Origin of the sequence: Neobacillus paridis, from assembly GCF_016765675.1 — a bacterium.
In the GTDB taxonomy this organism is placed as follows: domain Bacteria; phylum Bacillota; class Bacilli; order Bacillales; family Cytobacillaceae; genus Neobacillus; species Neobacillus paridis.
Genome location: NZ_JAESWB010000278.1, coordinates 60396 through 84934, shown reverse-complemented (window position 1 = coordinate 84934; position 24539 = coordinate 60396). Strand labels below are relative to the sequence as shown.

At 39.5% G+C, this 24539-nt stretch carries 24 protein-coding genes and 1 riboswitch; of the genes, 4 read left to right on the top strand and 20 right to left on the bottom strand.

The window, feature by feature from the left end:
• Nucleotides 1–40: 40 nt before the first annotated feature.
• Nucleotides 41–289 (top strand): 4Fe-4S domain-containing protein, encoded by a 249-nt coding sequence (locus tag JK635_RS18175; protein WP_202655358.1) that lies wholly within the window; start codon nucleotides 41–43, stop codon nucleotides 287–289.
• A 111-nt stretch (nucleotides 290–400) separates the two neighbouring features.
• Here JK635_RS18175 and JK635_RS18170 read toward each other — a convergent pair whose 3' ends face one another.
• The 18 genes from JK635_RS18170 to JK635_RS18085 form a co-directional block, all read right to left on the bottom strand.
• The gene (locus tag JK635_RS18170; protein ID WP_202655357.1) at nucleotides 401–982 is read right to left on the bottom strand and encodes an ECF transporter S component; all 582 of its coding nucleotides are present in this window, start codon (nucleotides 980–982) and stop codon (nucleotides 401–403) included.
• 153 nt (nucleotides 983–1135) lie between these two features.
• Nucleotides 1136–1267, bottom strand: a riboswitch (FMN riboswitch).
• 137 nt (nucleotides 1268–1404) lie between these two features.
• Nucleotides 1405–2151, bottom strand: a complete 747-nt coding sequence (locus JK635_RS24795) for a peptidoglycan DD-metalloendopeptidase family protein (RefSeq protein WP_202655356.1) — start codon at nucleotides 2149–2151, stop codon at nucleotides 1405–1407.
• Nucleotides 2152–2331: 180 nt separating this feature from the next.
• Nucleotides 2332–3504, bottom strand: a complete 1173-nt coding sequence (locus JK635_RS18160) for an RsiX family anti-sigma factor (RefSeq protein ID WP_202655355.1) — start codon at nucleotides 3502–3504, stop codon at nucleotides 2332–2334.
• Nucleotides 3479–4030: an RNA polymerase sigma factor SigX gene (sigX, locus tag JK635_RS18155; RefSeq protein WP_202655442.1), complete on the bottom strand. Its 552-nt coding sequence runs from the start codon at nucleotides 4028–4030 to the stop codon at nucleotides 3479–3481. The genes JK635_RS18160 and sigX overlap by 26 nt, the downstream gene beginning before the upstream one ends.
• 213 nt (nucleotides 4031–4243) lie before the next feature.
• Entirely contained in the window at nucleotides 4244–6031 is a 1788-nt protein-coding gene (locus tag JK635_RS18150) for an ATP-binding protein (RefSeq protein WP_202655354.1), read from the bottom strand.
• Nucleotides 6028–6744 (bottom strand): response regulator transcription factor, encoded by a 717-nt coding sequence (locus tag JK635_RS18145; RefSeq protein ID WP_202655353.1) that lies wholly within the window; start codon nucleotides 6742–6744, stop codon nucleotides 6028–6030. Before JK635_RS18145 ends, JK635_RS18150 begins: the two co-directional genes overlap by 4 nt.
• Before the next feature lie 162 nt (nucleotides 6745–6906).
• Nucleotides 6907–8094, bottom strand: a complete 1188-nt coding sequence (gene ccsB / locus JK635_RS18140; protein ID WP_202655352.1) for a c-type cytochrome biogenesis protein CcsB — start codon at nucleotides 8092–8094, stop codon at nucleotides 6907–6909.
• Nucleotides 8095–9717, bottom strand: a complete 1623-nt coding sequence (gene resB / locus JK635_RS18135) for a cytochrome c biogenesis protein ResB (protein ID WP_202655351.1) — start codon at nucleotides 9715–9717, stop codon at nucleotides 8095–8097.
• Between the two features lie 21 nt (nucleotides 9718–9738).
• Nucleotides 9739–10263, bottom strand: a complete 525-nt coding sequence (resA, locus tag JK635_RS18130; protein ID WP_202655350.1) for a thiol-disulfide oxidoreductase ResA — start codon at nucleotides 10261–10263, stop codon at nucleotides 9739–9741.
• A gap of 137 nt (nucleotides 10264–10400) precedes the next feature.
• The gene (rluB, locus tag JK635_RS18125) at nucleotides 10401–11147 is read right to left on the bottom strand and encodes a 23S rRNA pseudouridine(2605) synthase RluB (RefSeq protein ID WP_202655349.1); all 747 of its coding nucleotides are present in this window, start codon (nucleotides 11145–11147) and stop codon (nucleotides 10401–10403) included.
• A gap of 222 nt (nucleotides 11148–11369) precedes the next feature.
• Nucleotides 11370–14825: a S8 family peptidase gene (locus tag JK635_RS18120; protein ID WP_202655348.1), complete on the bottom strand. Its 3456-nt coding sequence runs from the start codon at nucleotides 14823–14825 to the stop codon at nucleotides 11370–11372.
• A 130-nt stretch (nucleotides 14826–14955) separates the two neighbouring features.
• The gene (locus tag JK635_RS18115; protein ID WP_202655347.1) at nucleotides 14956–15489 is read right to left on the bottom strand and encodes a spore maturation protein; all 534 of its coding nucleotides are present in this window, start codon (nucleotides 15487–15489) and stop codon (nucleotides 14956–14958) included.
• 3 nt (nucleotides 15490–15492) lie between these two features.
• Nucleotides 15493–16083, bottom strand: coding sequence for a nucleoside recognition domain-containing protein (locus tag JK635_RS18110; protein WP_202655346.1), 591 nt, complete (start codon nucleotides 16081–16083; stop codon nucleotides 15493–15495).
• The gene (locus tag JK635_RS18105) at nucleotides 16076–17221 is read right to left on the bottom strand and encodes a D-alanyl-D-alanine carboxypeptidase family protein (protein WP_202655345.1); all 1146 of its coding nucleotides are present in this window, start codon (nucleotides 17219–17221) and stop codon (nucleotides 16076–16078) included. The genes JK635_RS18110 and JK635_RS18105 overlap by 8 nt, the downstream gene beginning before the upstream one ends.
• Before the next feature lie 170 nt (nucleotides 17222–17391).
• A complete protein-coding gene (locus tag JK635_RS18100; protein ID WP_202655344.1) occupies nucleotides 17392–18288 on the bottom strand; it encodes a superoxide dismutase in 897 nt (298 codons plus the stop codon).
• A gap of 118 nt (nucleotides 18289–18406) precedes the next feature.
• On the bottom strand, nucleotides 18407–18832 hold the full coding sequence (locus JK635_RS18095; RefSeq protein ID WP_202655343.1) for a hypothetical protein: 426 nt from the start codon (nucleotides 18830–18832) through the stop codon (nucleotides 18407–18409).
• Nucleotides 18833–18910: 78 nt separating this feature from the next.
• Complete coding sequence (scpB, locus tag JK635_RS18090) at nucleotides 18911–19498, bottom strand: SMC-Scp complex subunit ScpB (RefSeq protein WP_235888200.1); 588 nt, start codon at nucleotides 19496–19498, stop codon at nucleotides 18911–18913.
• Nucleotides 19485–20255: a segregation/condensation protein A gene (locus JK635_RS18085; RefSeq protein ID WP_202655341.1), complete on the bottom strand. Its 771-nt coding sequence runs from the start codon at nucleotides 20253–20255 to the stop codon at nucleotides 19485–19487. The genes scpB and JK635_RS18085 overlap by 14 nt, the downstream gene beginning before the upstream one ends.
• Before the next feature lie 384 nt (nucleotides 20256–20639).
• Here JK635_RS18085 and JK635_RS18080 point away from each other — a divergent pair, with 384 nt between their 5' ends.
• Nucleotides 20640–20741, top strand: coding sequence for a YjcZ family sporulation protein (locus JK635_RS18080; protein ID WP_202655340.1), 102 nt, complete (start codon nucleotides 20640–20642; stop codon nucleotides 20739–20741).
• A 155-nt stretch (nucleotides 20742–20896) separates the two neighbouring features.
• Nucleotides 20897–21418, top strand: coding sequence for a DUF309 domain-containing protein (locus tag JK635_RS18075; RefSeq protein WP_202655339.1), 522 nt, complete (start codon nucleotides 20897–20899; stop codon nucleotides 21416–21418).
• Between the two features lie 19 nt (nucleotides 21419–21437).
• Here the strand turns inward: JK635_RS18075 and JK635_RS18070 are convergent, their stop codons facing one another.
• The gene (locus JK635_RS18070; protein WP_202655338.1) at nucleotides 21438–21788 is read right to left on the bottom strand and encodes a GNAT family N-acetyltransferase; all 351 of its coding nucleotides are present in this window, start codon (nucleotides 21786–21788) and stop codon (nucleotides 21438–21440) included.
• Nucleotides 21789–22251: 463 nt separating this feature from the next.
• Here JK635_RS18070 and JK635_RS18065 point away from each other — a divergent pair, with 463 nt between their 5' ends.
• Nucleotides 22252–23115: a DUF1002 domain-containing protein gene (locus JK635_RS18065; protein ID WP_202655337.1), complete on the top strand. Its 864-nt coding sequence runs from the start codon at nucleotides 22252–22254 to the stop codon at nucleotides 23113–23115.
• Between the two features lie 34 nt (nucleotides 23116–23149).
• On the opposite strand, the gene lysA is transcribed toward JK635_RS18065, so the two are convergent.
• Nucleotides 23150–24454: a diaminopimelate decarboxylase gene (gene lysA / locus JK635_RS18060; protein ID WP_202655336.1), complete on the bottom strand. Its 1305-nt coding sequence runs from the start codon at nucleotides 24452–24454 to the stop codon at nucleotides 23150–23152.
• Nucleotides 24455–24539 lie beyond the last annotated feature (85 nt).

Below are 24539 nucleotides of genomic sequence, written 5' to 3'. Positions count from 1 at the left end.
AATTAAGAATTTTTTTTGAATAATACTGGGAGGTTTTTTCATGGCTAAGTATACTATTGTAGATAAGGAAACTTGTATTGCATGCGGTGCATGCGGTGCAGCTGCTCCAGACATTTATGATTATGATGATGACGGGATTGCATTTGTAACCCTTGACGATAATGAAGGAATTGTTGAAATTCCTGATGTATTAATCGATGATATGATGGATGCCTTCGAAGGCTGCCCAACTGATTCTATTAAAGTTGCAGATGAGCCTTTTGATGGAGATCCAAACAAATTTGAGTAATTTTTCAATTTAAAGATTAAGCTACTACCCCCGCTTCTTTCAAAGCGGGGGTTATTTTTTATATGATAAATGAAAAAAGCAGCCATTATTATCAGGCTGCTTTTCATTTGATTAAGCATTATTCACAACAGAAAATTTATTGATCCATGCCTGCATGCGAATAAATAGCAGCATGAAAATAATCGACATCATGATACCCTTAATGATATTGAATGGTAAAATAAAGGGAATGACATAGCTTCGCATATCAGGCATATTTAATAACGCCGTGTAAGCCGGCAGAATGACGTAATAATTTAATATGCTCATGACCACAGCCATAATAACCGTTCCGACAATCAATCCCAGCGTCATTCCCTTCCTTGATTTGATTCGGGTATAAACAAGGTAGGTTGGCAGGATAAATATAATACCGGCAAAGAAATTGGCAATATGGCCAACCGGAATTCCGGTTTGACTTCCGGTTGCAACATAGTCTAAAACATTTTTTAACAGCTCGACCAGTATTCCAGCAACTGGACCGAAAATTAAAGTGGCAAGCATGGCAGGTATGTCGCTGAAATCGACAAATAAGAAATTAGGAAAATACGGTAATGGGAACTGCAGTACCATTAATAGATACGCAATACTGCTCAGCATCCCAATGGATACCATTACTTTCACCTTTGAGTGTTTTTTTCTCATCTTCTTCATCTTCCTCTCTCCTTTTGATCCATCATTTAGGAAGAGAGGTTCAGCATTCGGACATCCCACAAAAAAACTCCCTCAATAAATTGACTTGAGGGAGTTTTTAGGCATGTTCAATAAACGCTTGCTATGTAAATTTTTTGCAAACGTCTGCAGAACCTCCATCTTCTCCCATCCAGACTATACTGTCGGCTTTGGAATCGCACCAAATCCTGCCGAAACGGCTCGCGGGCTTAAGAGCATTGCTCTATTACCGCCGGTCGGGAATCTCACCCAGCCCCGAAGATAGATCGATATTTTTTATGTCTACATTATACTGAAAAAAATTCACTTTGTTAAGCGAAAGAAAAAAAGATTAACTTTTTGTTCATAATATAGTAAATAAATGCAAAAAAACCACCGTCTTTTATGACAGTGGGTCGATTTTTTTACTTTAGGATTAAAACTTGATTAGGAACTATGAAGTCTGAATTCAGGCCGTTCATTTTCTTGATTTTGGCGACAGGTACCTTTTTCTTTAAGGCAATGGAAGATAATGTGTCACCACGACGGACAACATATTGATTGGCCGGCCCAGTATTCCGTACATTCCCTCTCTTGAGTGATCGAACATGGGAACTGGCGGTCAATGCTCGATTTCGAGCCACTCCAGCCTGCACAACTTCACCTACTTCAGTACTGCCCAATAATTTTTCCGGATTAAAGGCAAATTTCTTATCGTAACGCCATTCCCGATTATGTACTTCAAAATGAAGATGTGTACCGGTGGCTTGTCCAGTCTTACCCATTTTTCCGATAAGTTGTCCTCGTTTGATATTCTGGCCCTTATGAACCATTCGTTTGTTTAAATGAGCATAGACGGCAACAATATTATTTACATGCTTGATAAAAACCACATTTCCATATGTATCGGAGAAATAGGACTTCTCCACTACACCATCTTGGACAGCAATAATTGGAGTTTCCCTTCCCCCGGCAATGTCAATTCCCTTATGTTTCCCCAGCCTTGTTCCATAGGTATCAGTGATGATACCGTCCGTAGGCCAAAGCCAATGCCCATTCTCCCCTTTATTTGTGACACCTGCAGCTTCCGAATGTTTCCCTCCTAAAAATAATAAACTTACACAAAGTGCCATAATAATGGCAATTAAAAACCTCCTTATGTAGTCACGCATTTTTTCCCTTTTCCTCCTTATCAAAACTCTCCTCCTCACGATATGTAATCCCCTTCATTTTTAGAACATATTGTGGAGGTGGAACAAACATATTTGTTATATTTTGGAGATGACGGTCAATTTATACAAAAAATAGGAGCCAGAGCAAAAAAAGAAATCAACCAAAAAGGTTGATTACGATCAATAATCTATATTACGCAGATTAGGGGCAATTGGTACCTTGTTTTCCTCAGAAAGATGAAATGGGCCAATTTGTTTTAAAGGTGCATCATTGATTACCACTTTTTCCAAACCAAATTCTTTAGCGGTTAATAATAGGGCCTCATATGAAAACAAGGTTTGCTGATCATTCTTTATTTTCGAATCTTTCTTCACTGATACATGTAATGTTTTATTTCGAATCGCCAAATCCTTTTCCTGCAGTTCAAACATCATTGATTTTTTAAGCCCATAATCTGGCAGATCTTTTTTCATGGCAATGAGCGCATCCTTAATCGTTTTAAATGATTCAATTGTTGGAACGAGAAAAGGAGATTCATTTTTATTCGGATAATAAAACAAAAAGGCGTGATTTTTTTCAGGTTCGATCGTAAGTTCTGGGATATTTCCATAATTTCCAAATTCGATCCCAGGCTTCCCGTTCGTAAACAATCTAACCTTTTTCAAATTACTATTGGATGCTATATCTTTTTTAAGAATATCGATAAATTTCTCATTTGCAGCACCCTGACCGTATGGATGGTCACTCGGAACATTAACGTCAAGAGTTTGATTCTTTTTATCCAGGCTAAATTTTGCTTTTATTGGGTAGTAGTCCGTTAATCCCCAGCCATCTTCATTTAAGCGTTCCATCTGCTCGTTAAACAAATCCAGCCATGACTTGTTTTGCGGATCCTTAATAATCATGGACACTGGAATGAGGTTTTGGACCTGATCATCCGGGATCCAATAGGTAATTACCTTCCCGTTTCCAACCTCCTCATCATAAACAGCAGACTTCATCAGCTCAGGAGCCCGTTTCTCAGAATTCTTGTCCATACTTGACATGGTAATTTTATTGGCTCCAGTCTCATTTTTTCTCATCAGACTTTTGTCTTCAACTGTTTTTTCTCCTCCAGCTTTATCAAGAGATAACTGCGCCCTCCCCCCTCCATCGAAAAGTTTGGGTCCAAGAACAAGCACTAGAAAAAGAGCCGCAGCTGCTGCAATGCTTGGCAACACCCAAGAAGGCGATTTTCGTCTTTTAAAGGAAAGATTTTGGTAAATGTCACGAGGATCGCGATAATCTTGTATTTTGGGCATTTTACGCAATAATTCTTCAATCTCTCTATCGCTCCACTCTGACTTTTTCACTATGCATTCCCTCCTTTTCATAAAAGGCTTCCATATGCTTTTTTATAACCTTTAACGAACGATGCTGCGTTGTTTTTACCTTACTTTCAGTCCATCCTAAAGCCTTTGCTGTTTCCGCAATCGATAAATCATGTATAAACCTTAAAATGACGACTGCACGTTGATCCACTGTACAATATTCCAAGCATTTATATATCCATTGAATTTCTTCTTTTTGAATGGTAATTTCTTCGGGAATTGGATAGTCATCTTTTACTTGATTCGTAGACCAATCAAACTTCTCCATCAGTTTGTCCTTCCAGCCCTTTTGCTTGCGAAAATAATCAATGGCTACATTTCTGGCAATCGAAAAAAGCCATGTTTTCTCGCTGCTTTTGCCCTCAAAGCGAGTATAGGACTTGAACACCCTAATATAGACCTCTTGCACTAGATCTTCTGCCTGTTCCCTGTTTCTGACCATATAAAACAAAAATTGAAAGACATCATGGTGATATTTTTTATATAGTTCATCGAAAACGGAGTCCATCATTTCCCCTCCCCGTTCATTGAATTAGTCGCTATTTCAGTAGGAAAAGTTTCACCCTAATAAATATAGACTGTTTTCCAATAAAATGAAAGGGAATTTTTAGCAAAAAATAAAATAAAAAAGGCCCATCCAAATAATCTGGAAGAGCCTAAGAAAATGTTTATCCACGAATGAATGTTTCCCGTGAATCAAGAACAATCGGCAAGAAGTCGTTTAATCTGCCTTATTTCGCGGCAAAAGAAAGGAAAATGTCGTTCCTTGACCAAGCTTGCTGTGAACCGAAATCGTTCCTTTATGGGCATCAATGATATTTTTGGCAATAGCGAGTCCAAGTCCTGTACCGGACTTTCCACGTGTTCTTGCTTTATCTGCCTTATAAAAACGTTCAAAAATGAATGGCAGGTCATCCTCTGGAATCCCTGATCCTGAATCTCTTACTTCCATTCTCATTCCTTTGTCATCCGGAGCAACCGTTAGTACAACAGAGCCTCCCTTTGGTGTATGCCTGATGGCGTTATCAATTAGATTCGTCAGAACCTGTTCGATGCGATCAGGGTCGAAGTAGAAGAAATCGATTCCAGCTTCAATTTCTGTATTCAAATAAATTTCATTTTCCTTTGCCAGCCCTTGAAATTTATGAATAATTCGATTGATAAAGGTAGAAACATTTACTTTTTCCTTCGTCAATTGAAGATGTCCGGCTTCCATGCGTGCAAGATCAAGCAGTTCATTGACAAGGCGGCCCATACGAAGGGATTCATCATAAATAACCTTAGCCATTTCCTTTTTCTCTTCTTGAGATTCCGCAATATCATCAACAATCGCTTCACTGTAGCCCTGCAACATGGAAATAGGCGTTCTAAGCTCATGGGACACATTGGCAATAAAGTCCTTCCTCATTTTATCCAATTGCCTTTCTTCGGTCATATCTCTTAATACGGCTACTGCCCCGCGGACAAATCGATTACTGTAAAGCGGTGTGACAATAATGACCCAATGTCGTCCCTGAAGCGATATTTCTCCCATTTGTTCTTTTTCCGTTTCAACTGCTTTGTGAAACAGTTCCATTACTTGGGAGGGAATCGCCTCCGATTCTGCACCTTCTCCTTTTTCATAATACCAGTATTGAAGGAAGCGTTCACCCGGGGGATTTGAAATCAGGATGGCCCCATCACGGTTAAAGGTGATCACCCCATCTGCCATACTGCTTAAAATACTGGACAGCTGCTCTTTTTCTTGATTAAGGGCATTCATATTGAATTTTAGCTGCCGCCCCATTTGATTAAAAGCTGTTGCCAGTTCTCCAATTTCATCATGGGTGAGGATTGGCACTTTTGTATCAAATTTCCCTCTTGCCACTTCAAAAGCAGCTTCCCGCATTTTTCTTAACGGAGCCGTAATTCTGGTAGACAAAAAGAAGGCGAAAATAGTCGTTAAAATAATCGCTACACCAGCAACAAGTAAGATAAATTTAGTTGTTGACTGAGAAGTATCCTTCATGACTTCCAGAGATTGATAGATAAAAACTCCACCATTTTCTCCTGAAAGATGCAGTGGTACGCCGATAATGGAATAATCAGCATCCTTATTATTGACATTATTCTTGGTGGATAAATTGGACACTTTTTCAACCGTTTTATTTTTATCGAGTACTTGTGATAATTCCGGATCATTCTTAATATCGTTAAGTGTTAGTTTTTGATCGTTCCCCGTGTTGGGTGAGTAATAGACTTCATGGTCATTTTTAATGATGACCACTTTCGTTACTTTGTCGATCACTTCCCATGATATTTCCAAACCAATTGGCAATTCCTTATTGGGGTGTTCTTCTAATATCCGAGCGATTTTTTCGGCTGTATTGGTTAAATCATCCTGGGTTTTCTCAATCGCATAGTTTTGAAAAAATTCGAGAAGCATTACTGTTAAAATAAACAGAACTAATGAAACTAATAAAAGGATGGTAAACCAAAGTTTACCTACAACACTTCGTAAAAAGGTCATTCATTTGTTACCTCAAACTTGTAGCCTACACCCCAAACTGTTACAATCATCCTGGCAGCCTGTTCGGAAACTTTGTTTAATTTTTCACGAAGACGTTTCACATGGGTATCAACTGTACGCAAATCGCCAAAAAATTCATAATGCCAAACTTCTTTTAATAATTGTTCACGATCAAACACTTTATCCGGTGCTTTGGCAAGGAAATAGAGCAGTTCATATTCTTTGGGTGTTAAGCTTACTTCTTTCCCATCAGCCATTACTCGATGGGCGTCATTATCAATTGTGAGATGCGGGAATACAATAACATCCTTTGTTGTTGTTTCTGTTTGCAGGTAAGTGGTTCGCGACGCTCTTCTCAAGATTGCCTTTACCCGTAAGACAACTTCGCGCGGGCTAAAAGGTTTTACAATATAGTCATCGGTTCCAACTTCAAAGCCTTGAACACGATTCACTTCTTCACCTTTTGCCGTTAACATAATAACCGGTGTTGCCTTCTTTTCTCTAAGTTCACGGCAAACTTCAATACCATCCTTGCCCGGCATCATCAGGTCAAGGAGAATAACATCATAGTCGTTGGAAATTGCTTTTGATAGTGCTTCATTCCCATCTTCAGCTTCATCTATAATAAAATCTTCTCGTTCCAAATACATTCTTAATAAACGGCGAATCCGTTCTTCATCATCAACAACTAAAATTTTCACTTCTTTTTCCATTGTAATCCCCCCATGATGATTATTTTACAAAATGGTTTACCTTTTTGCCATATGTTCAATGTCAATAAATGGCTTAAAAAGTGTCAATAATATGACAATGTGAAAAATGTTTAATAATTTTATAAAAGCCTTCACTTACAGTGAAGGCTATACGTTTGTCTTTTAAGAACCGGCATAAGAGTGAAGACCGGCAATTACAAGGTTGACCGCAACAAGGTTGAACATAATAATAACGAAGCCAATGACAGCAAGCCATGCCGACTTTTCACCATGCCAGCCTTTGGACAATCGCAGGTGCAGGAAGGCAGCATAAAACAGCCACGTGATCAGGGCCCATACTTCTTTAGGATCCCAGCCCCAAAAGCGGGACCATGCCTCCTGTGCCCAGATCATCGCAAAAATCAAAGCGCCTAATGTAAAAACCGGAAACCCAATTAATACGGAACGGTAGCTGATTTCATCGACGAAATCAAGTTTAATATTTTTTACCATTGGCTTAAGTGCAGCTGCAATCCGTTTTCTAAGGATAAGTCTGATAGCACCATAAAGAACAAATCCAGCTAAAAACGACCAAATAACAGTATTTAACTTTTTAGCATTAATCAATGCCGGCATTTCAACTAATGGTTTGAATCCGTCACTTGTCAATAATTTACCTTCATGAGGTCCAGTCAAGGCAGGCATTGTATATTCAAGATTCGCTTCGTTACCATGTTTATCTACCCAAGTAAATTTCTCCTGATAGCCGATGGCGGAAAAAGCAGTTGAAACAACAACAAAACCAAGTACAACAACTAATGCAAACATGACGATCTCAAGCCAAAAAGTTCGTTTATTCGATTTTGTTTGATCAATCGCCTTAACCAAATAGATAAGACCTGCGGCAAAACTGATGGCTAAAATAGCTTCCCCGATAGCTGCAGTGGTAACATGAATACTTAGCCAATAGCTTTGCAGTGCCGGAATTAATGGCGTAACATCCCTTGTAAACATACTTGCATAAGCAATCACCAAAATAGCAATTGGCATCGTAAATAATCCAAGCAACGTACTTCGATAAATAAAATAAATCACAATAAAGGCACCAACAAGAGCCATGCCAAAAAAAGTGGTGAATTCGAACATATTGCTAACTGGAGCATGTCCGGCCGCAATCCATCTTGTAATAAAGTAGCCTAGCTGTGAAATAAAGCCAATAATGGTTAAAAATACAGCAATACTACCCCATTTATTTGTTTTCTTTGTTTCATTTGGATCTTTCTTTGCTTTAATTGAGCCGCCATAAAACACGGTTGCAACTAAATAAAGAATAAAAGCAGCAAACAATAAATTACTACTTATTGTAACCAACTATACTCCCTCCTTATCCGTCTCTTCCCGCTGAAGTTGATCTTCGGGCATGTTTATGTTTGTCTCTTCAAGGACTTTTTCCAGTTCCCTTTTTAACCCATACCAGTTTTTATTCGTATGCGCCGCTATCCAGATTTCCCCATTTTTGTTTTGTACCCAAATCCGGCGATGATTCCAATAGGCCCCTTGAACTACACCGATCATGAATAAAATGCCACCCAAAATAACTAACCATAAGGATGAATCTTTCCGAACAACAAAACCGGAAACATTTTTTGTTTCGATACCTCTAAACGCCATTTTATAGGTATTATTTCCAAATGGCTCAATCGTTTGTCTAATCGCCACAAAACTTGTCTCCCCTTTTGGTTTTTCCGGAGAATACATGCGAAAAACAAATGCAGGATTATTGGGTACCCGTGATTTTGTCGTAGGTTCTCCATCTTTTCCAAACTCAAAATCGGGAAAATAATTAAGGATTTCAACCGAATATCCATTACCCAAATCATATTTTTCCTTTGGCTCGCGCAGATTTATTTTTAACTCTCCATAAGATTGGTTTGTTTTTTTATTAGTGAGGGCAAATCTCATCGCATTCATTTCACTTCTGAACGATGACTGATAAACGGAGTAGCCTTCAAATGTTAGCGGATGATTAACCCGAACCTTATATTCTTTCACTTTCTCAAGTTTTGGCTTTTCCCCGGGAATTTTCTCTCCTGTACGTTTATATAAAACAACGTTTGATTGATAGTTCTTCACGACGTTTCCGGCTTTTGCAAGCGCCTTTTCAAATTTTTTATTTTTATTTTTATCATAGTGCTGCAATATAAACTGGTTATTATGCAAATAAAATTGTTCACCTGTTTCCGGAACCAAAGCCGTTTCGCCTTCACGGATCCAAAGATTTTCATTCACATACATTCCTGGGACAAAACGAAGCATGCCGCCAAATAGAACGATAATCAACCCAACATGATTCACATATGGACCCCAGCGTGAAAACCGGCCTTTTTCTGCTAGTAAATTACCATTTTCCTCACGAACATGATAGTGTTTTTGTACGAGATGCTGCTTTAAAATGGCCAAGTCACTTTTATCAGCATTTTGGGTAACCCCGAAAACGCGCTGCCGTTTTAAAAAGCCTTCATGTCTGGTAACACGCTGTGCCTTTAGCGCTTTATATAAGGGGATCACTCGATCAAGGCTGCAAATCACAAGCGATACACCAATCAAGGCAATTAATAATAAATACCACCATGATCCATATAGATTATCAAAGCCCAATTGATAATATAACTTTCCGAATGTGCCGTATTCTTGTTCATAGTAAACTTCAGGCGGCAGGTCTATGTACATTTTCTGCGGCAGTATCGTTCCGATAATGGATGCTATTAACGTAATGACAATCAGCCAGACACCAACTTTAACAGAGGAGAAGAAGTTCCATACTTTATCAATCATTGTTTTATTATACGTTTGGGAGCGGCGGGCACTGCCCTCATAACGCATATCAAGCAATTGCTTATTCGTTTCCTGCTCGTCAAGTATTTTTCCACAAGCCTCACACAGTACAGTTCCATGTGGATTGACGTGACCGCATTCACATTTGACATCTTTCATTGTAAAAACTCCCCATAACCGCTAAGGTTTTATTTTCTCCATAAATTCCCTTACATCATTTTCCGTCATTTCACCGGTATGATACTTGACAACCTTTCCACTTTTATCGATTAAAAATGTGGCCGGCAGTTGATCTACGCCATATGTAGTCATAACTTCCTTGTTTGTATCAATCATGATTGGAAAATCCAGCTTGTAGTGAGCAGCAAATTGATTGACTGCAAGTTCCGATTCCTGAATATCAACAGCTAACACCTGTACACCCTGGTCTTTAAATTGATGATACTGGTTATTAATATAAGGCATTTCCTTTTTGCAGGGCGGGCACCACGTTCCCCAAAAATTCAAAAAAACCCCTTGTCCTTTATAGTCAGAAAGGCGATGTTTGGTTCCCTGCATATCAGTCAAAACAAAATCTGGGGCCTGGTCTCCTACGGCCACCTTTTGTTTATGGTCTTGCATAAAATTCGCATATAGTGTATAAGCAACGGCCGCTACCAGGATTGTCAGAATCACCGTTCTGATTATTAATCGCCGTTTTTTCATCAAAACCCCTCCATTAAAACATGAAACAGTTAAGCTAAATTATACCATTTTTCATTATTAACATAGTGTTTATCGAAGAACAAAATTGTGACGTTTCTATGAATTTTTTATAATAGCGATGGATACCCTTCCCAAGTTTATCCTTTTTTCGATTTTTTGTTCCCGTTCTCCAGCGCAGCTGCTCTTAATTGCTTCACTTCATGCGGAGTTAATTCTCTAACTTCACCGGCCCTTAATCCGTTTAATGTTAAGAAAGCATAACGCTCTCGCTTCAGTTTCAACACGTCATGACCGATTGCAGAAAACATTCTTCTCACCTGACGATTTCTTCCTTCATGGATTGTTAATTCAACAATAGCTGTTTGTTTTTTCTTATCAATGGAAAGGACTTTGGTTTTGGCAGGTGCTGTCTTGCCGTCTTCAAGCTGAATCCCTTTTTCTAATTTCTTCAAATTCTCTTTTGAGGGGATTCCTTTAACCTTGGCAACGTAAACCTTTTCAATTTCATTTTTGGGGTGCATCAGTAAATTGGCAAATTCCCCATCGTTTGTCAGCAGTAATAATCCAGATGTATCATAATCGAGCCGGCCAATTGGAAAAATTCTTTCCTTCAAATCAGCAAAGAAATCAGTAACAACCTTCCTTCCTTTATCGTCACTGACACTTGAGATCACACCTCTAGGTTTATATAAAAGAAAATAAACTGGTTCTTCCCGCTCGATCGGAATTTCATTGACTTCTACCCGGTCGGAAGGAGAAACTTTAACTCCAAGCTCTGTAACAATTTTTCCATTAACCTTCACTTTGCCGGCGATAATTAACTCTTCAGCTTTTCTCCTGGATGCGATGCCAGCACGGGCAATCACTTTTTGTAATCGTTCCATCTATTCCACCTCAATATTATTTCAAAAATCAATTGTCGATTCAATTCAAAAATACTCATATATTCATTCTTCCTACTGAATTATGACATAAATTGCTGACTTTTCAAAGCAACGGCTCCATTAAATAAAATAAGAAAACCGAGCAGCCACTGCCCGGTGAATTGCAATCATTAACAGGCGCCACGCGAATGTTTCGCATGGCGCCTGATTTTTAGCTTTCAGCTAATTCGTAATTTTAATTGTGTAAGGTTTAATCGTGGAGTTGCCAAATACATCTTTCACTTTAATGTGATACTTTCCTTTTTTCAACTGAACCCGCATCATTTCTGCTTGTCCTGCTCCATAGTAATCGGCTTTTGAAATAAGCTTTCCATTTTTATAGAGGGAAATAACTCCGTCCACCTCATTTCCCGATTCAAAGGAAATATATCCGTTTAGCTTGTCTTTCACATTGACCACATACCAGTCTTCGTCGCCATATCCTATACCACTATTTAAATGGCCGGTGGCGTAAAGCGTATGAGAATTTTTCTTTTTCAGGCTAATCGGCTTGGATGGTATATTATTTTTCACCTTGGACTTACTGTCTTCATCTTTGGTCGGAACCGGAGCAACGGTTAATTGATACGGGACTAGTGATAATTGTGTTGAACTAACCGTCAGTCCGATAATCGAAATAATATAGTTTTGACCTTTTTCGACCTTAAACGAACCGTAGTTGTTGGAAGCACCTTCAAATAGGCCTTTGATCATGATAGTGGCCATTTCACTATCTGCCTCATCAATTTTCCGGTTTTTGTTTATATCACGGTAGACAATCGCAACTCCATAGATGTCCCCAAACAATTCCTTTGGATATTTTTGCAGCATTTTTTCACTTGCTTTTCCGCTTTCAAATAACAGACTGTAAATTTGCGTCTTGTTCCCTTTTAAGTAAAAATTGTCGATATCATTTGGCATGGCAAAATTGCCACGGATAACGGACGCTGGAAGATCTTTTATGTTTTCTGTTGCATCATTATCTTCATATTGATCCCCCGGGTTTGAGATTAACAGTTTTGAAGATAGATTATACGGGTCAATGGAGACGCCCATATCCATCATTGGATTACCCGTAAAATGAATCAGATACGTTTCGTTTTTCTTCAATCCTGTATGCATCGTCCCATTCAATTCGCCTGTAAACAAATTGTCACTTTCATTACTTCCAATATACGAAAAATCAAGGATCGGCTTTCCATACTCATCTTTACTATTGATGACTTGATATAATTCAACATATGGCTTGTCTGAGTCATCATTCGCTAAACTAAATTGATAGATTCCTGTTTGGCTTGGTTCGATTTTGTACCAATCCTCATCACCTGAGTTTTGAATATATCCTTTAATTGGTTGTCCAATTTTAGTAGGAATGGCACTATCCAAGATTGTTTGATAATAAGCTGAATCACCTTCTTCGCCGCCAGACTCGCCATTCCCGATATTATCTTCGTCTTGCGGGAGAACCTTTGTTTCAATTTTCACTGTATATGGCAATAAAGAGGAATGAGTTTCCTCGCTTGATTGATCGAAAATCGTCATCCCCATGTCGGATTCGTTTTGCAGCATTGGTTTGCTTGATACCTTTACGAGATATTCCCTATTTGGGGTAACTTCAAATGATAGTTTTTCCCCGGCGCCAATCCCATTTCGATCCATTTGCGCAACAGACGGTAGTTGATCTACCGGAAGGGTGTCTGGATTAGGCTGATTAGAACTGGTTGCAGTCGCTCCGGATTCTCCTTGCTGCCCAGCTTCGTTTGACATTGACAAATCATAGACTTGAATATTGGAATCAATCCCGGCAACTCCCGATAAGGTTACTCTTGCAGCTGTTTCTTCACCCGTTTTAAAACGGAAATAATCATCATCGCCATTTTCTCCCATAAAGGTGAGAGATTCCGATGTATATGGTAATGATTTTACCTCAATCGGCGCTTCCATCGTTGATTCATCCTCCGGCATTTCGGCAGAACGTTGGATTGCTAGGCGGAAGGTTGACCGTTTAGCCGGTGATTCATCATAATTTCCATTAACATCACTGATCCCGATTGCCATTGTTCCGGAAAAAGGCGCCTGGATTAGCTTTCCTTCCGTTTTTCCGGCTTCTTGCTTATTGACATCTACAGAAAATGTCTGATCGTCAGAGTAAATATTAAGTGTCATTTTATAGTCATATTGACTTGGACCGTTTAAAGCGGTTTGGATAAATTCGCCTTTTTTCACAGGGAATTGATACCATTTTTGTTCCGACGGTTTTGTAAAGTTTTCCGTAAGCTCTTTTGAATCTGCGAACGATAATGTGGTTGCTTTTTGTAAAATATCCTTTTTCGTCCACTTCGCCGTAACGAAAGAGGGTAGATTCTTAATATTATAGTTTAATGCCCCGACTGGGTCGACGAGTCCATTCCCGTATTTTATATCGTATCCTTTTGCTCCCAAGTCTTTTGCAGTATGTTCAAGTATGTATTCTACTTGGGCGGGCTTCAGGTTTGGATGCTTGGATAAAAGCAGTGAAGCGACCCCTGCCACCATCGGAGAGGACATCGACGTTCCGCTCAGCGTCTCAAAGGAAGATTTTTTCTCATAATCATAAATAGGAGCATAAATATCTTCTCCCGGGGCCACAAGGTCTACGGACGGGCCATAGGAAGAAAACCAGCTGAGCTGTTTCTTGTTGTTCACTGCCCCGACCCCAATGACGCCTTCATAGCTTGCCGGATAATTTGGATACGCTTCGGCATCATTGCCGGCGGCAGCCACAACAGTGACGCCTTTTTGGATCGCTGTATCAACCGCATCTTTAAGAATCGTCGATGGGAATGGCGATCCAAGACTCATATTAATCACTTTTGCACCGTGGCTTGCTGCATAGAGAACTGCTTGGGCAACTGTATAGTCAAATGTCATGCCTAATGTCAAACCATCACGGTCAAGGACGTCAATCGGCAAAATTTCCACATTCGGGTTTATACCATAACCGCCGATTCCATTCCCTTTCGCAGCGGCAATAATCCCGCTTACATGGGTGCCGTGGGTATCAGGTGCGCCATGATTCATCGGGTTAATGATATTGTAAGCTGGAAGCACCTTACCCTTTAATTCCGGATGGTTTTGATCAATTCCCGTATCGATGACGGCAACTTTCACTTTCTTTTTTCCAGCTAATTGCTGTGCTTTTGCGATATTTAACATGGATAAATGGTATTCATCGTTCACCTTCGGGTCTGCCGGGACCGAAAATGTTTTATACATTACACTTCTTTCAACCGAAAGGACCTTGCTGTTTTTTTGGAATGCCTGGGTGACTTTTTGCAGATTATTTTTCTTAAGCAGCTTAACGACTATATATCCTAATTGCTTGACATTTTGCGTGATAATAAAGTCTTTATTTACTCCTTTTACTTCCCCTTGATTGATCGGCTGCTTATACTTAATAATGAGGGTATCATCACTTAGTAAGGAGGCTTTGCTTTCTTTAATCTTCTGCTTAATTGGGGCGAGTTTTTTTTGAATCGCCGATTTGTTCATTCCTTGCTTACCCGCTGCAGTAACTTGGGCGGTAGAGGTAAAAATTGTCGATGTCATCAACACCGCACCAATACCGATGGTACTAATCTTTTTCCAGATAGATTTCATAGGATCCCTCTTTTCTATTAAACTAGCAATATTATACACATTTTTACAGAGATTGGATATATAAAATTATCGACAAATTTAAAAACAGGCCTTTTAACGAAGACCTGCTCTATTTCGGGGTAATATCATCCTATTTAGCTCCAAAAATGACACTTACTACTATTATGGAAATGACAATTCCAACGACATCGGCCAATAGTCCTACCTTTAAGGCATCACCCATTTTTTTTATCCCGACGGCCCCGAAATAAACGGTTAATACGTAAAAGGTCGTATCCGTACTCCCCTGTAAGATCGAAGCAAGTCGGCCGATAAAAGAGTCTGGTCCATGGTTAGCAATCAAATCACTTGTCATACCGAGAGCGGCTGTTCCCGAGATCGGTCTAATAAATAATAGCGGCACAATTTCCACTGGGACTCCGATTGCTTTCATCAACGGGCGGAGGAGATTTGTTAATGCCTCTAGGGCCCCGGATGCCCGAAAAATGGATATTGCAACAAGCATTCCTACTAAAAATGGAATGATTTGTACGGCAATTTTGATCCCCTCTTTTCCGCCTTCTACAAAACTTTCATATGTTGGTACTTGTTTAAATGTGCCATAGAGCAGGATAAAACCAATTAATAGTGGTATAAATGTGATTGAGATCGTCGAAAGCGACATGTATCATCTTCCTTTTCGGCTTCTTCGATAATAGAAATAGCGATCAATGAGAATGGCCCCAATTGCCGATAAAACAGTCGTAATGATCGTCGGTACGACAATTTCAGTGGGCGATGCAGAATGATAGTTGATTCTAATGGCAATGACCGTTGTCGGGATAAGTGTTATACTGGCAGTATTCATCGCCAAAAAAGTAACCATCGACCTGGAGGCTGAATTTTTGCCGCCATTTAACTTTTTTAATTCTTCCATTGCTTTGATACCGAGCGGTGTTGCAGCATTTCCCAGGCCAAACATATTCGAAATCATATTTGACAGCATATACCCCATTGCAGGATGATTCTCCGGAACCTCAGGAAAGATTTTTTTAACGAGCGGACGGAACAGTCTCGATAATTTCTCAAGCAAACCTGATTCTTGGGCAATTCGCATCATTCCCAGCCAAAAGACAAGCACACTAATCAACCCAATACAAATGGTCACTGCTTCTTTGGCACCGTCGAACACCGCCTTGTTGACCTCATCCATTGTTCCATTCACCAGCGCGAAAATAATGCCAATAATCGTCATTCCAACCCAAATATAATTAACCATGTAGCTTCACACCCATAATCGAAAGAAATATTTCCTTCATAAAATCAAAGAAACCTTTCTTTTTTGCGGTTTCATTTTGATAAAAAATGGGTGTTTCCTCAACTGCTCTTCCATCTAAATAAACAACTGCTTTTCCGGCAACATGCTCTTGATGTTTCGAAAGCCACTTTTTTTCGGGCTTGTTCAATTTGTATTTGACGCTAAATAAGTCCATTTCCTCTTTCGTTGCCGGGTAGAGAATTGATTTTTTAATATATAATTGATCGTTTTTATAATATTTATTTTTTCCAATCGTGATTTTCCCTTTTGATATAACCTCAGCCATATCATAATTTATAAAACCCGTCTCATACATGGATATATGGTCATTCCAATCATCTGGAGCATTTAAGGTGACGGCAATGAGATCCATATCTCCTTTTGTTGCTGTTGTAACGAGCGTTCTCTTGGCCCGTTTAGTAAAACCGGTTTTCCCGCCAGTGCAATATTTGTATTTTGTCAGCAGGCGATTTTTGTTCGTCCATTTGTAATCCCAAGCCTCATTTGGATTTGGTGCACGGTGCACCTTTGTCCCAAAGATCTTCTGAAAAGTTTTGTTTTGCATAGCATAACGGGTTAAGAGGGCCATATCATAAGCAGTGGAATAATGGTTTTCATGATCATCAAGTCCATGTGGATTAGCAAAATGAGTGCTGACCATACCGATCTCTTTGGCTTTTTGGTTCATTAAATAAACAAATCCGTCAACACTGCCACCGATATATTCGGCAATGGCCACAGCTGTATCGTTCCCCGACCGGAGGATTAATCCATAGACTAAATCCTCAAGCTTTATTTTTTGTCCGGGTTTTAAATAAACGGATGAACCTTCTGTCCGGACTGCTTTTTCACTAACCGTCACAGTTTTATCCAGCTTGCCGGATTCTATCGCAAGAATCGCGGTCATTATTTTCGTTATACTGGCGATTCTTCTTTTCGTATAGGCTTCTTTCTCTAAAAGGACACGTCCCGATTTCTGTTCCATTAAAACAGCGCTTGCTGCACTTACCCCCAGTGAAGCATCAACCTTATGAGGAATATTGACAATGAATATAGTAATCATAAGTGAAAGAAACATGAGCCTTCTTATTATTTTCATTGGTATACCTCGTCCTTCTCATTATTTATTAAATTTTATGCGGGACAAGGTGTGATATGACAAAAACTCTGCTGCTTGGCTTTTTCAGTAAGGGGGCATCGATATAAGCAGTTAAATTTTTTATCTCCTTGTAAAAAAAGCACCGGTAAACGAATCGTCTGATACCTTTTCTATCTAAAAGGCCAGTTGATATCGGCTGCTTTTTCAAATCTCATTTCAACATCATGCCAATTGACGATATTCCACCAATTATCCACGTAATCGGATCGTTTATTCTTATATTGGAGATAGTAGGCGTGCTCCGATACATCAAGAACAAGCAGCGGTGTCGTATCCCATGGCGTCATGAGCATGTGACCTTCCGTTTGTAATAGCTCCAAATGTTTAGCTCTTGGCGACCAAACGAGCAATGCCCAGCCGACACCTTCCACCTGTTTTGCCGTTTCTGAAAAATGTTTTTTAAAGGCCTTGACACTGCCAAAATAATTTTCTATCTCCATTTTTAGCAGCCCCTGGGGGTCGCCGCCGCCATTTGGACTCATATTTCTCCAAAAAATGGTATGAAGATAATGGCCCGATCCGTGAAAGCTAAGCTCACGTGACCAGTGTTTGATCATGGTATAATCATTAGACTCTCTGGCCTTTTTCATTTCAAGCTCGGCGTTATTTAACCCCTCCACATACGTACGATGATGCTGGTCATGGTGAAGCCTCATAATCTCTTTTGAAATATAGGGTTCCAGAGCATCATAAGGATATGGAAGATCGGGCAGTGTATGTCCACCCGGCGGCAGGCTTTTTTCCGTCACCATTATGGTTCCCACCATATTTTCCTGTTTCCGGTTAAAGTAAGACTCCATTTCCTCGTGAATATGTTCTGCCTTAGCCTGTAACTGCAGCAATTCTTCGTCGGATAAATCACGGTTGGTATGCTCTATCAAATCAGCAAATTGATCAAGCTTTTCCCATAATTCAGAATCCTGCCTTACATGATTAGACTCGAGAAACTGCCTCATTTGACCATTCCATTTAAATAGTTCACTGACATATTGGCTAAAATGGTCCATTCGTTGCCACTCTCCCAACAATCTTTTCTAAATGGTATGTATGAACGAATTTATTAAGACCCCAAAAAAACAAACAGACTGCCCTCTTAAAAGGACAGTCCTGGAAATGAACGTTAATTTATTTTACTTGTGGCTGCATCATAAATTCTATTGGAGAACGCAGCTCATACCCTTGCTTTTGTTGAAGCGATGTAAAAATTTCTTTTATTTTTTCAAAATTAATATCCTGAAAATAAGCAGCAAATTCCTGTTTTGAATTGATATAGAGACGTTTCCGTTCTCTTAACCCGGGATTTTTCAGGAAACAAACCAGGGCAACAATGTCTTTAAACTTTACTTCATTGCCGTCATGGACAAAAACTGGATCTGCTTCAAACGGAGTAAATTCAGGGAATAATTCATCAAAATAACGTACGTATAGAACATGTAGCGTTTTTTCAACCCCATCGTCGATATAGGTCAGTTCGCTTCTGTTAAAAAAGTCCTCGGAGGTATTTGATTTTGCCTTCTCCAATTCATACCCTTTGCATTCTTTAATTAGCAACGTAATCCGCTCCTTACTCAATTGCGCAATATCGAAACATACCACTATTTTAACATAAATCAAGCATCAATTTGCGGCTTATGAATTGATGGTTTCTTGAAATTTCTCAAAAAATAAATCGGCTTCCTCTTGAATATATTCATCTTCCACCTTATCTGGAAGTGCCGGAAGCTCCTCCAGGCTTTTTAATCCAAAATAATCAAGGAATTCCTTCGTCGTCCCATAAAGAATGGCCCTTCCAGTCCCTTCTGCACGGCCGACCTCTTTGATTAATGCTTTTGCCATAAGCGTATGTAACGGCCTTTCCGACTTTACTCCACGAATTTCTTCGATTTCCGCTCGAGTAATCGGCTGCTTATAGGCAATAATCGCCAAGGTTTCCAGCGCTGCCTGCGACAGTGTCGAGGTATTGGGGGAATCCACGAGTTTTTTTAAATAATCGGCATTTTCTTTCTTAGTGGCCAACTGATACGTTCCAGCCAGCTGAACGATGATAATCCCCCGATTTTCGTTTGCAGCATACTCTTGCCTGAGGTCCTCAATAACATCATTTGCCTCCAGTTCGTCTATTTCTAAAACCTCAGCTATTTGTTTTAACGTTAACCCCTCATCCCCGGCAGCAAATAACAAGCTCTCAAGTATGCTTGTCCAGTTAATAATGGTCAACCGAATCAGCTCCTTTCTTAGCAGCTTCGACAAAAATCTCACCAAAATTCTCGTCCTGCCAGGCATCAATTTCGTTCCTTTTCATCAGTTCTAAAATAGCCAAAAAGGTGACAACAATATGGTCTTTTGTTGGTTGTGGAAATAAATCATTAAAGTTCATCCGCCCATTAATTTCCTTTAAATCAGCCAATATTTCTGTCATTCTTGTTTCAATTGAGACTTCCTGACGGGCTATTTTCGTCGCCAATGGACGCTGAAGTTTCTTTCGGCGTAACAATTTTTGAAAAGCAGCTAACATGTCATAAAGCGAAACTTGTAATTCTGCCTTGGGGGGCTCAATGTCTTTCACAAAATCAGACATATCACTCGGCGGCTTTGAGTACATTAGACCACGTTCCTCTTCCATTGATTTCAAGCCCTGGGCTGCTTCTTTAAATTTGCGGTATTCAATTAGGCGCTCGACCAGCTCATCCCTTGGGTCTTCTTCAAAGGCAATTTCCTGATCTTCGTCATAAAGATCCTCATCATGCTTTGGCAACAGCATTTTACTTTTAATCGCCAAAAGGGTAGCGGCCATGACAAGAAACTCACTGGCTACATCCAGTTTTAACTCCTTCATTGTATGTATATATAATAAATATTGCTCTGTAATCTGCGCGACCGGAATATCGTAAATATCAATTTCCAGTCGGTTAATTAAATGGAGCAGTAAATCCAATGGACCTTCAAATACGTCGATCTTTACCTGGTAAGGCATTACTTTTCACCAAAATTCCTGAAATAATTTTATTACCGCGCTTGAATGGTAATCAATCAGCATCATTCATGACACAAAATGGATAGGATCCGACTTTTGGAAAAAAGGAAGAATCTCTTTCACTCCGCTTTTTCAAAAAATAACTATTCTTAGTATAGGGATTTTGTCAGTTTATCTCAATAGTAAATCATTTCATCATTAATGCAGTTAAGGGAGTGATGACATTCGCCCATAACAATGGACAAATACCCTTCATATGATATTAGAGAAAACACGCCGCTTGGCGTCCTCTCTAGGTATTGGCTTGGTTTTGATGGCTATTTTTAGAATTTACAACAGCCATTCTAACCTAGAGAAGGAAAAAAATTTTAGGAGGTTTTAGATATGGCTGATGGCGTAGGCGTTGGCGGTTTCGGAGCCGGATTTGCGTTAATCGTAGTATTGTTTATTTTGTTAATTATCGTTGGTGCGGCTTGGGTATGGTAAATGGAAACTGAGGTATGCCCATAAACAGAGAATAAATAGCCTTCATATCGCCGATAAAAAAGGACCCGGATCTTCGGGTCTTTTATTCATGTTTTTATGCAGTTTCCAGCATCTTGATATGGTAAAATGGAGTTATAAGGAATGGGGGGACTCCATTGTATCCAACAGCATACATTGACTATTTAATTCATTTTCACGGTGATCGAGATTATTTTGAATGTCACGAAATTTTGGAGGATTATTGGAAACAGTCCGATCCGGGAAACAAGGATTCCATTTGGGTTGGTCTCATTTTAATGGCTGTATCCGCATATCACCACCGTAGAGAAAATTTCGCCGGTGCCAAACGAACACTGGAAAAAGCGATTAAAATATTTGAAACACAGGCAGATTCTTTAGTGAAACTTGGCATTGACAGTGGGGATTTGATAAATGTTTTAAACGAGCGTCTTCTGGCCATTGAAGCAAACCATTTCTATACCAGCTTTTCACTGCCGATCATTGATTCGGCGTTAATGGACGAATGCCTCAAAATTTGTCAACAGCGTGGATTAGAATGGGGGAAAGCGAGTGATGTAACGAATGATGAGCTAATTCACCGCCATAAGTTACGGGACAGAACGAGTGTGATTGAAGAAAGAAACCGAATGCTGTTAGCAAAAAAGGGCAACTTATAAAAGTTGCCTTTTTGTTTATTCAGCAGATATCACATTTTTCGATAAATGCAGCTGTCTCTTCATTTGGGATTATTTCCTTTTCAGGATACATTTCCTTAAGCGCCTTCACCATTCTTTTTCCCACCCCTTGGAATCGATGAGAGGGGTTAACGGAAATATGTTGGATTTCAATTGCATTCCGCTCAGAATGAAAAACAACACCAAGGAGCCCGATAATATCTTCCTCTTTCCATAAAAACAGCTGCCTTGTGTCTTCTGTCTCATATTCCTTCATTGTTTGCTGGAGTTTCTTTAAGTCCTTCTCATTCGGCATAAATGACATTAAACCCATGGCAATTTTTTCGAATGTTTTTTTATAACGAATTAACATTTAGATCCCTCATTAAATGAAATAAACCAATCTAGTTATTTGGTTTAACAATAGTATATTTTTCCCAAAAGAATCAAATAATAAACCATTTATTTATCATATGTACGTAAGATGATAATGTTTCAAGCATACACCGTAAACCGAAGTCTAAAAGTGCGAAAAAATATCTATTATTTCGGTACAATAAACATCCAATAGATTGCCCCCCATATCAAAGAAATGGCAATAAGAATGCCAAATAAGGCCCAATTACTTTTTTTCATGGAAAACTATCCTCCAAAACAAGTATACCGTATCCGAAGTTGTTACTGGCTACATTCTACAACAAATATCAAAAATAATCCATTTTCCAGAAAAAATTAAAAACTATTAATTTTTATATGAAACTCCAAATTTGTTTTTTTCGTTAATTATATTAGAATCGGATATATTATAAACATAAACAAACAAGGAGAGAATTTCGATGAAAAAACGATTAATACTGCTGCTAAGTCTGATTTTGTGTCTTTTTCCGATACATAGTCTTGCTGATATGGCCGAAGGTGATATGATTGTCACTTTAGGCGAAAATTTATCAGAAGCGCAAAAAAACAGCTTGTTAGAGGAAATGAGGGCGCCAAAAGATGTTCAAATCGTCACTGTGTCCAATCAGGAGGAACATCAATATCTGGGAAAATATATTGCCAAGTCTTTAATTGGGACAAGGGCCATTTCATCTTCAGCCATCACGATTGCCTCTAAGGGATCTGGCATAACGGTGAAAACCAAAAATATTAATTGGGTTACCGATGAAATGTATGTCAACGCCCTTATAACCGCAGGTGTCAAAGATGCAAACATCTATATAACGGCTCCCATTTCTGTATCTGGAACTGCTGCCCTTACCGGGATTATCAAAGCTTATGAAATTTCCGCCGATAAAACAATCCCGGAAGATGTGAAGCAGGCAGCAAACCAGGAAATGGTTGAAACTGCAAAGCTTGGGGATTCGATTGGTAATGAGAACGCCACCGCCCTTATCGCCAAAGTTAAAGAGGAAATCGCCAAAAAGAAACCAAAAAACGACGAGGAATTGCGAAATATTATCGAACAAGCCGCCAAAGACTTAAATGTAACTTTAACAGATCAGCAAATGCAACGATTGATTAACTTATTCAACAAATTAAAAAACCTTGATATTAACTGGAATCAAGTTAGCGATCAGCTCAATAAAGCAAAGGACAGAATATCTAAATACCTTCAATCAGACGAGGGACAAGGATTTCTTGAAAAAATCAAACAATTCTTTATCTGGTTAATTGATACAATTAAGTCCTTCTTCTCTTAAAACGCATAAAGAGCCGCCGGTTCTCCGGCAGCTCTTATTTTAATGGCAGATCGTGCTTGATTAAATCTTCATAGGTTTCCCTTTTTACAACAAGAGTGGCGTTTCCATTTTCCACAAACACAACTGCCGGCCGAGGGATCCGGTTATAGTTGTTCGCCATCGAATAGCCATAGGCCCCGGTACAAAAAACAGCTAAAATATCATCCTCTTCCGCCCTTGGTAAAGGCAGATCCCAAATTAGCATATCACCTGATTCACAGCATTTCCCGGCAATTGAAACCGTTTCAGTATTTTGTGCTAACGGTTTATTGGCTAAGACCGCTTCATATTTTGCCTGGTATAAGGCAGGACGAATATTATCGCTCATCCCGCCGTCGACCGCCAGATATTTCCTTACGTTCGGAACATCCTTGGAGGAGCCAATTTTATACAAAGTCATTCCTGCATCCCCCACAAGCGAACGGCCAGGTTCGATCCAGATCTCCGGCATTTCAAGGGAGTATTGTTCAATTAGAAGTTTGACTTCCTTGATAATCGCACTGACATATTGGGATGGCGGAATCGGTTCATCCTCTTTCGTATAGCGAATTCCAAAGCCCCCGCCTAAATTTAATACCTTTGCTTCAAAGGCGACCTTTGCTTTCCACTCCGCCAGCTTCTCAACAATTTTTCTGGCCGCCAGCAAAAAGCCGGTTGTTTCAAATATTTGTGAACCAATATGGCAGTGAAGGCCAAGGACATCGAAAGATTCAAATGCCATTACAGCAGCAAGTGCTTTTTCCGCTTGACCGTTTTGTAGGTCAAAGCCAAACTTTGAGTCTTCCTGCCCGGTTAAAATGTAATCATGTGTATGTGCTTCAATACCGGGTGTGACTCGTAACAGAACATTTACTTTGGCTGATTTTTCTAGACAAATGGTTTTTAACAGCTCTATTTCGTAAAAGTTGTCAATGACAATACAGCCTATTTGGTTATCTAAGGCCATTTCCAATTCTTCTCTGCTTTTATTATTACCATGAAAATGAATCCTTTCCGCAGGGAAGCCGGCAGCCAAAGCCGTATACAATTCACCGCCGGATACTACATCCAAAGATAAACCTTCCTCCTCCGCAAGCTGCACCATTGCCACCGTCGAAAATGCTTTACTGGCATAGGCTACTTGAGCTTTTACATTTTGTTCCGCAAACGCCTTTTTAAATCCGGAAGCTCTTTCCCTAATTAAGGAAACATCATATACATACAGAGGGGTGCCAAAATTTTTTGCTAACTCAAGGCTGTCAACACCGCCTATTTCCAAATGTCCTTGTTTATTTACTCCAGTTGTTCCGTAAAAATACATCTTCTTCCCTCTCTCCGTAACGACTCACTACAGTCTATGTAGACAAACCTATTAAATAATAAACAAATAGACAGAATCTGCAAAA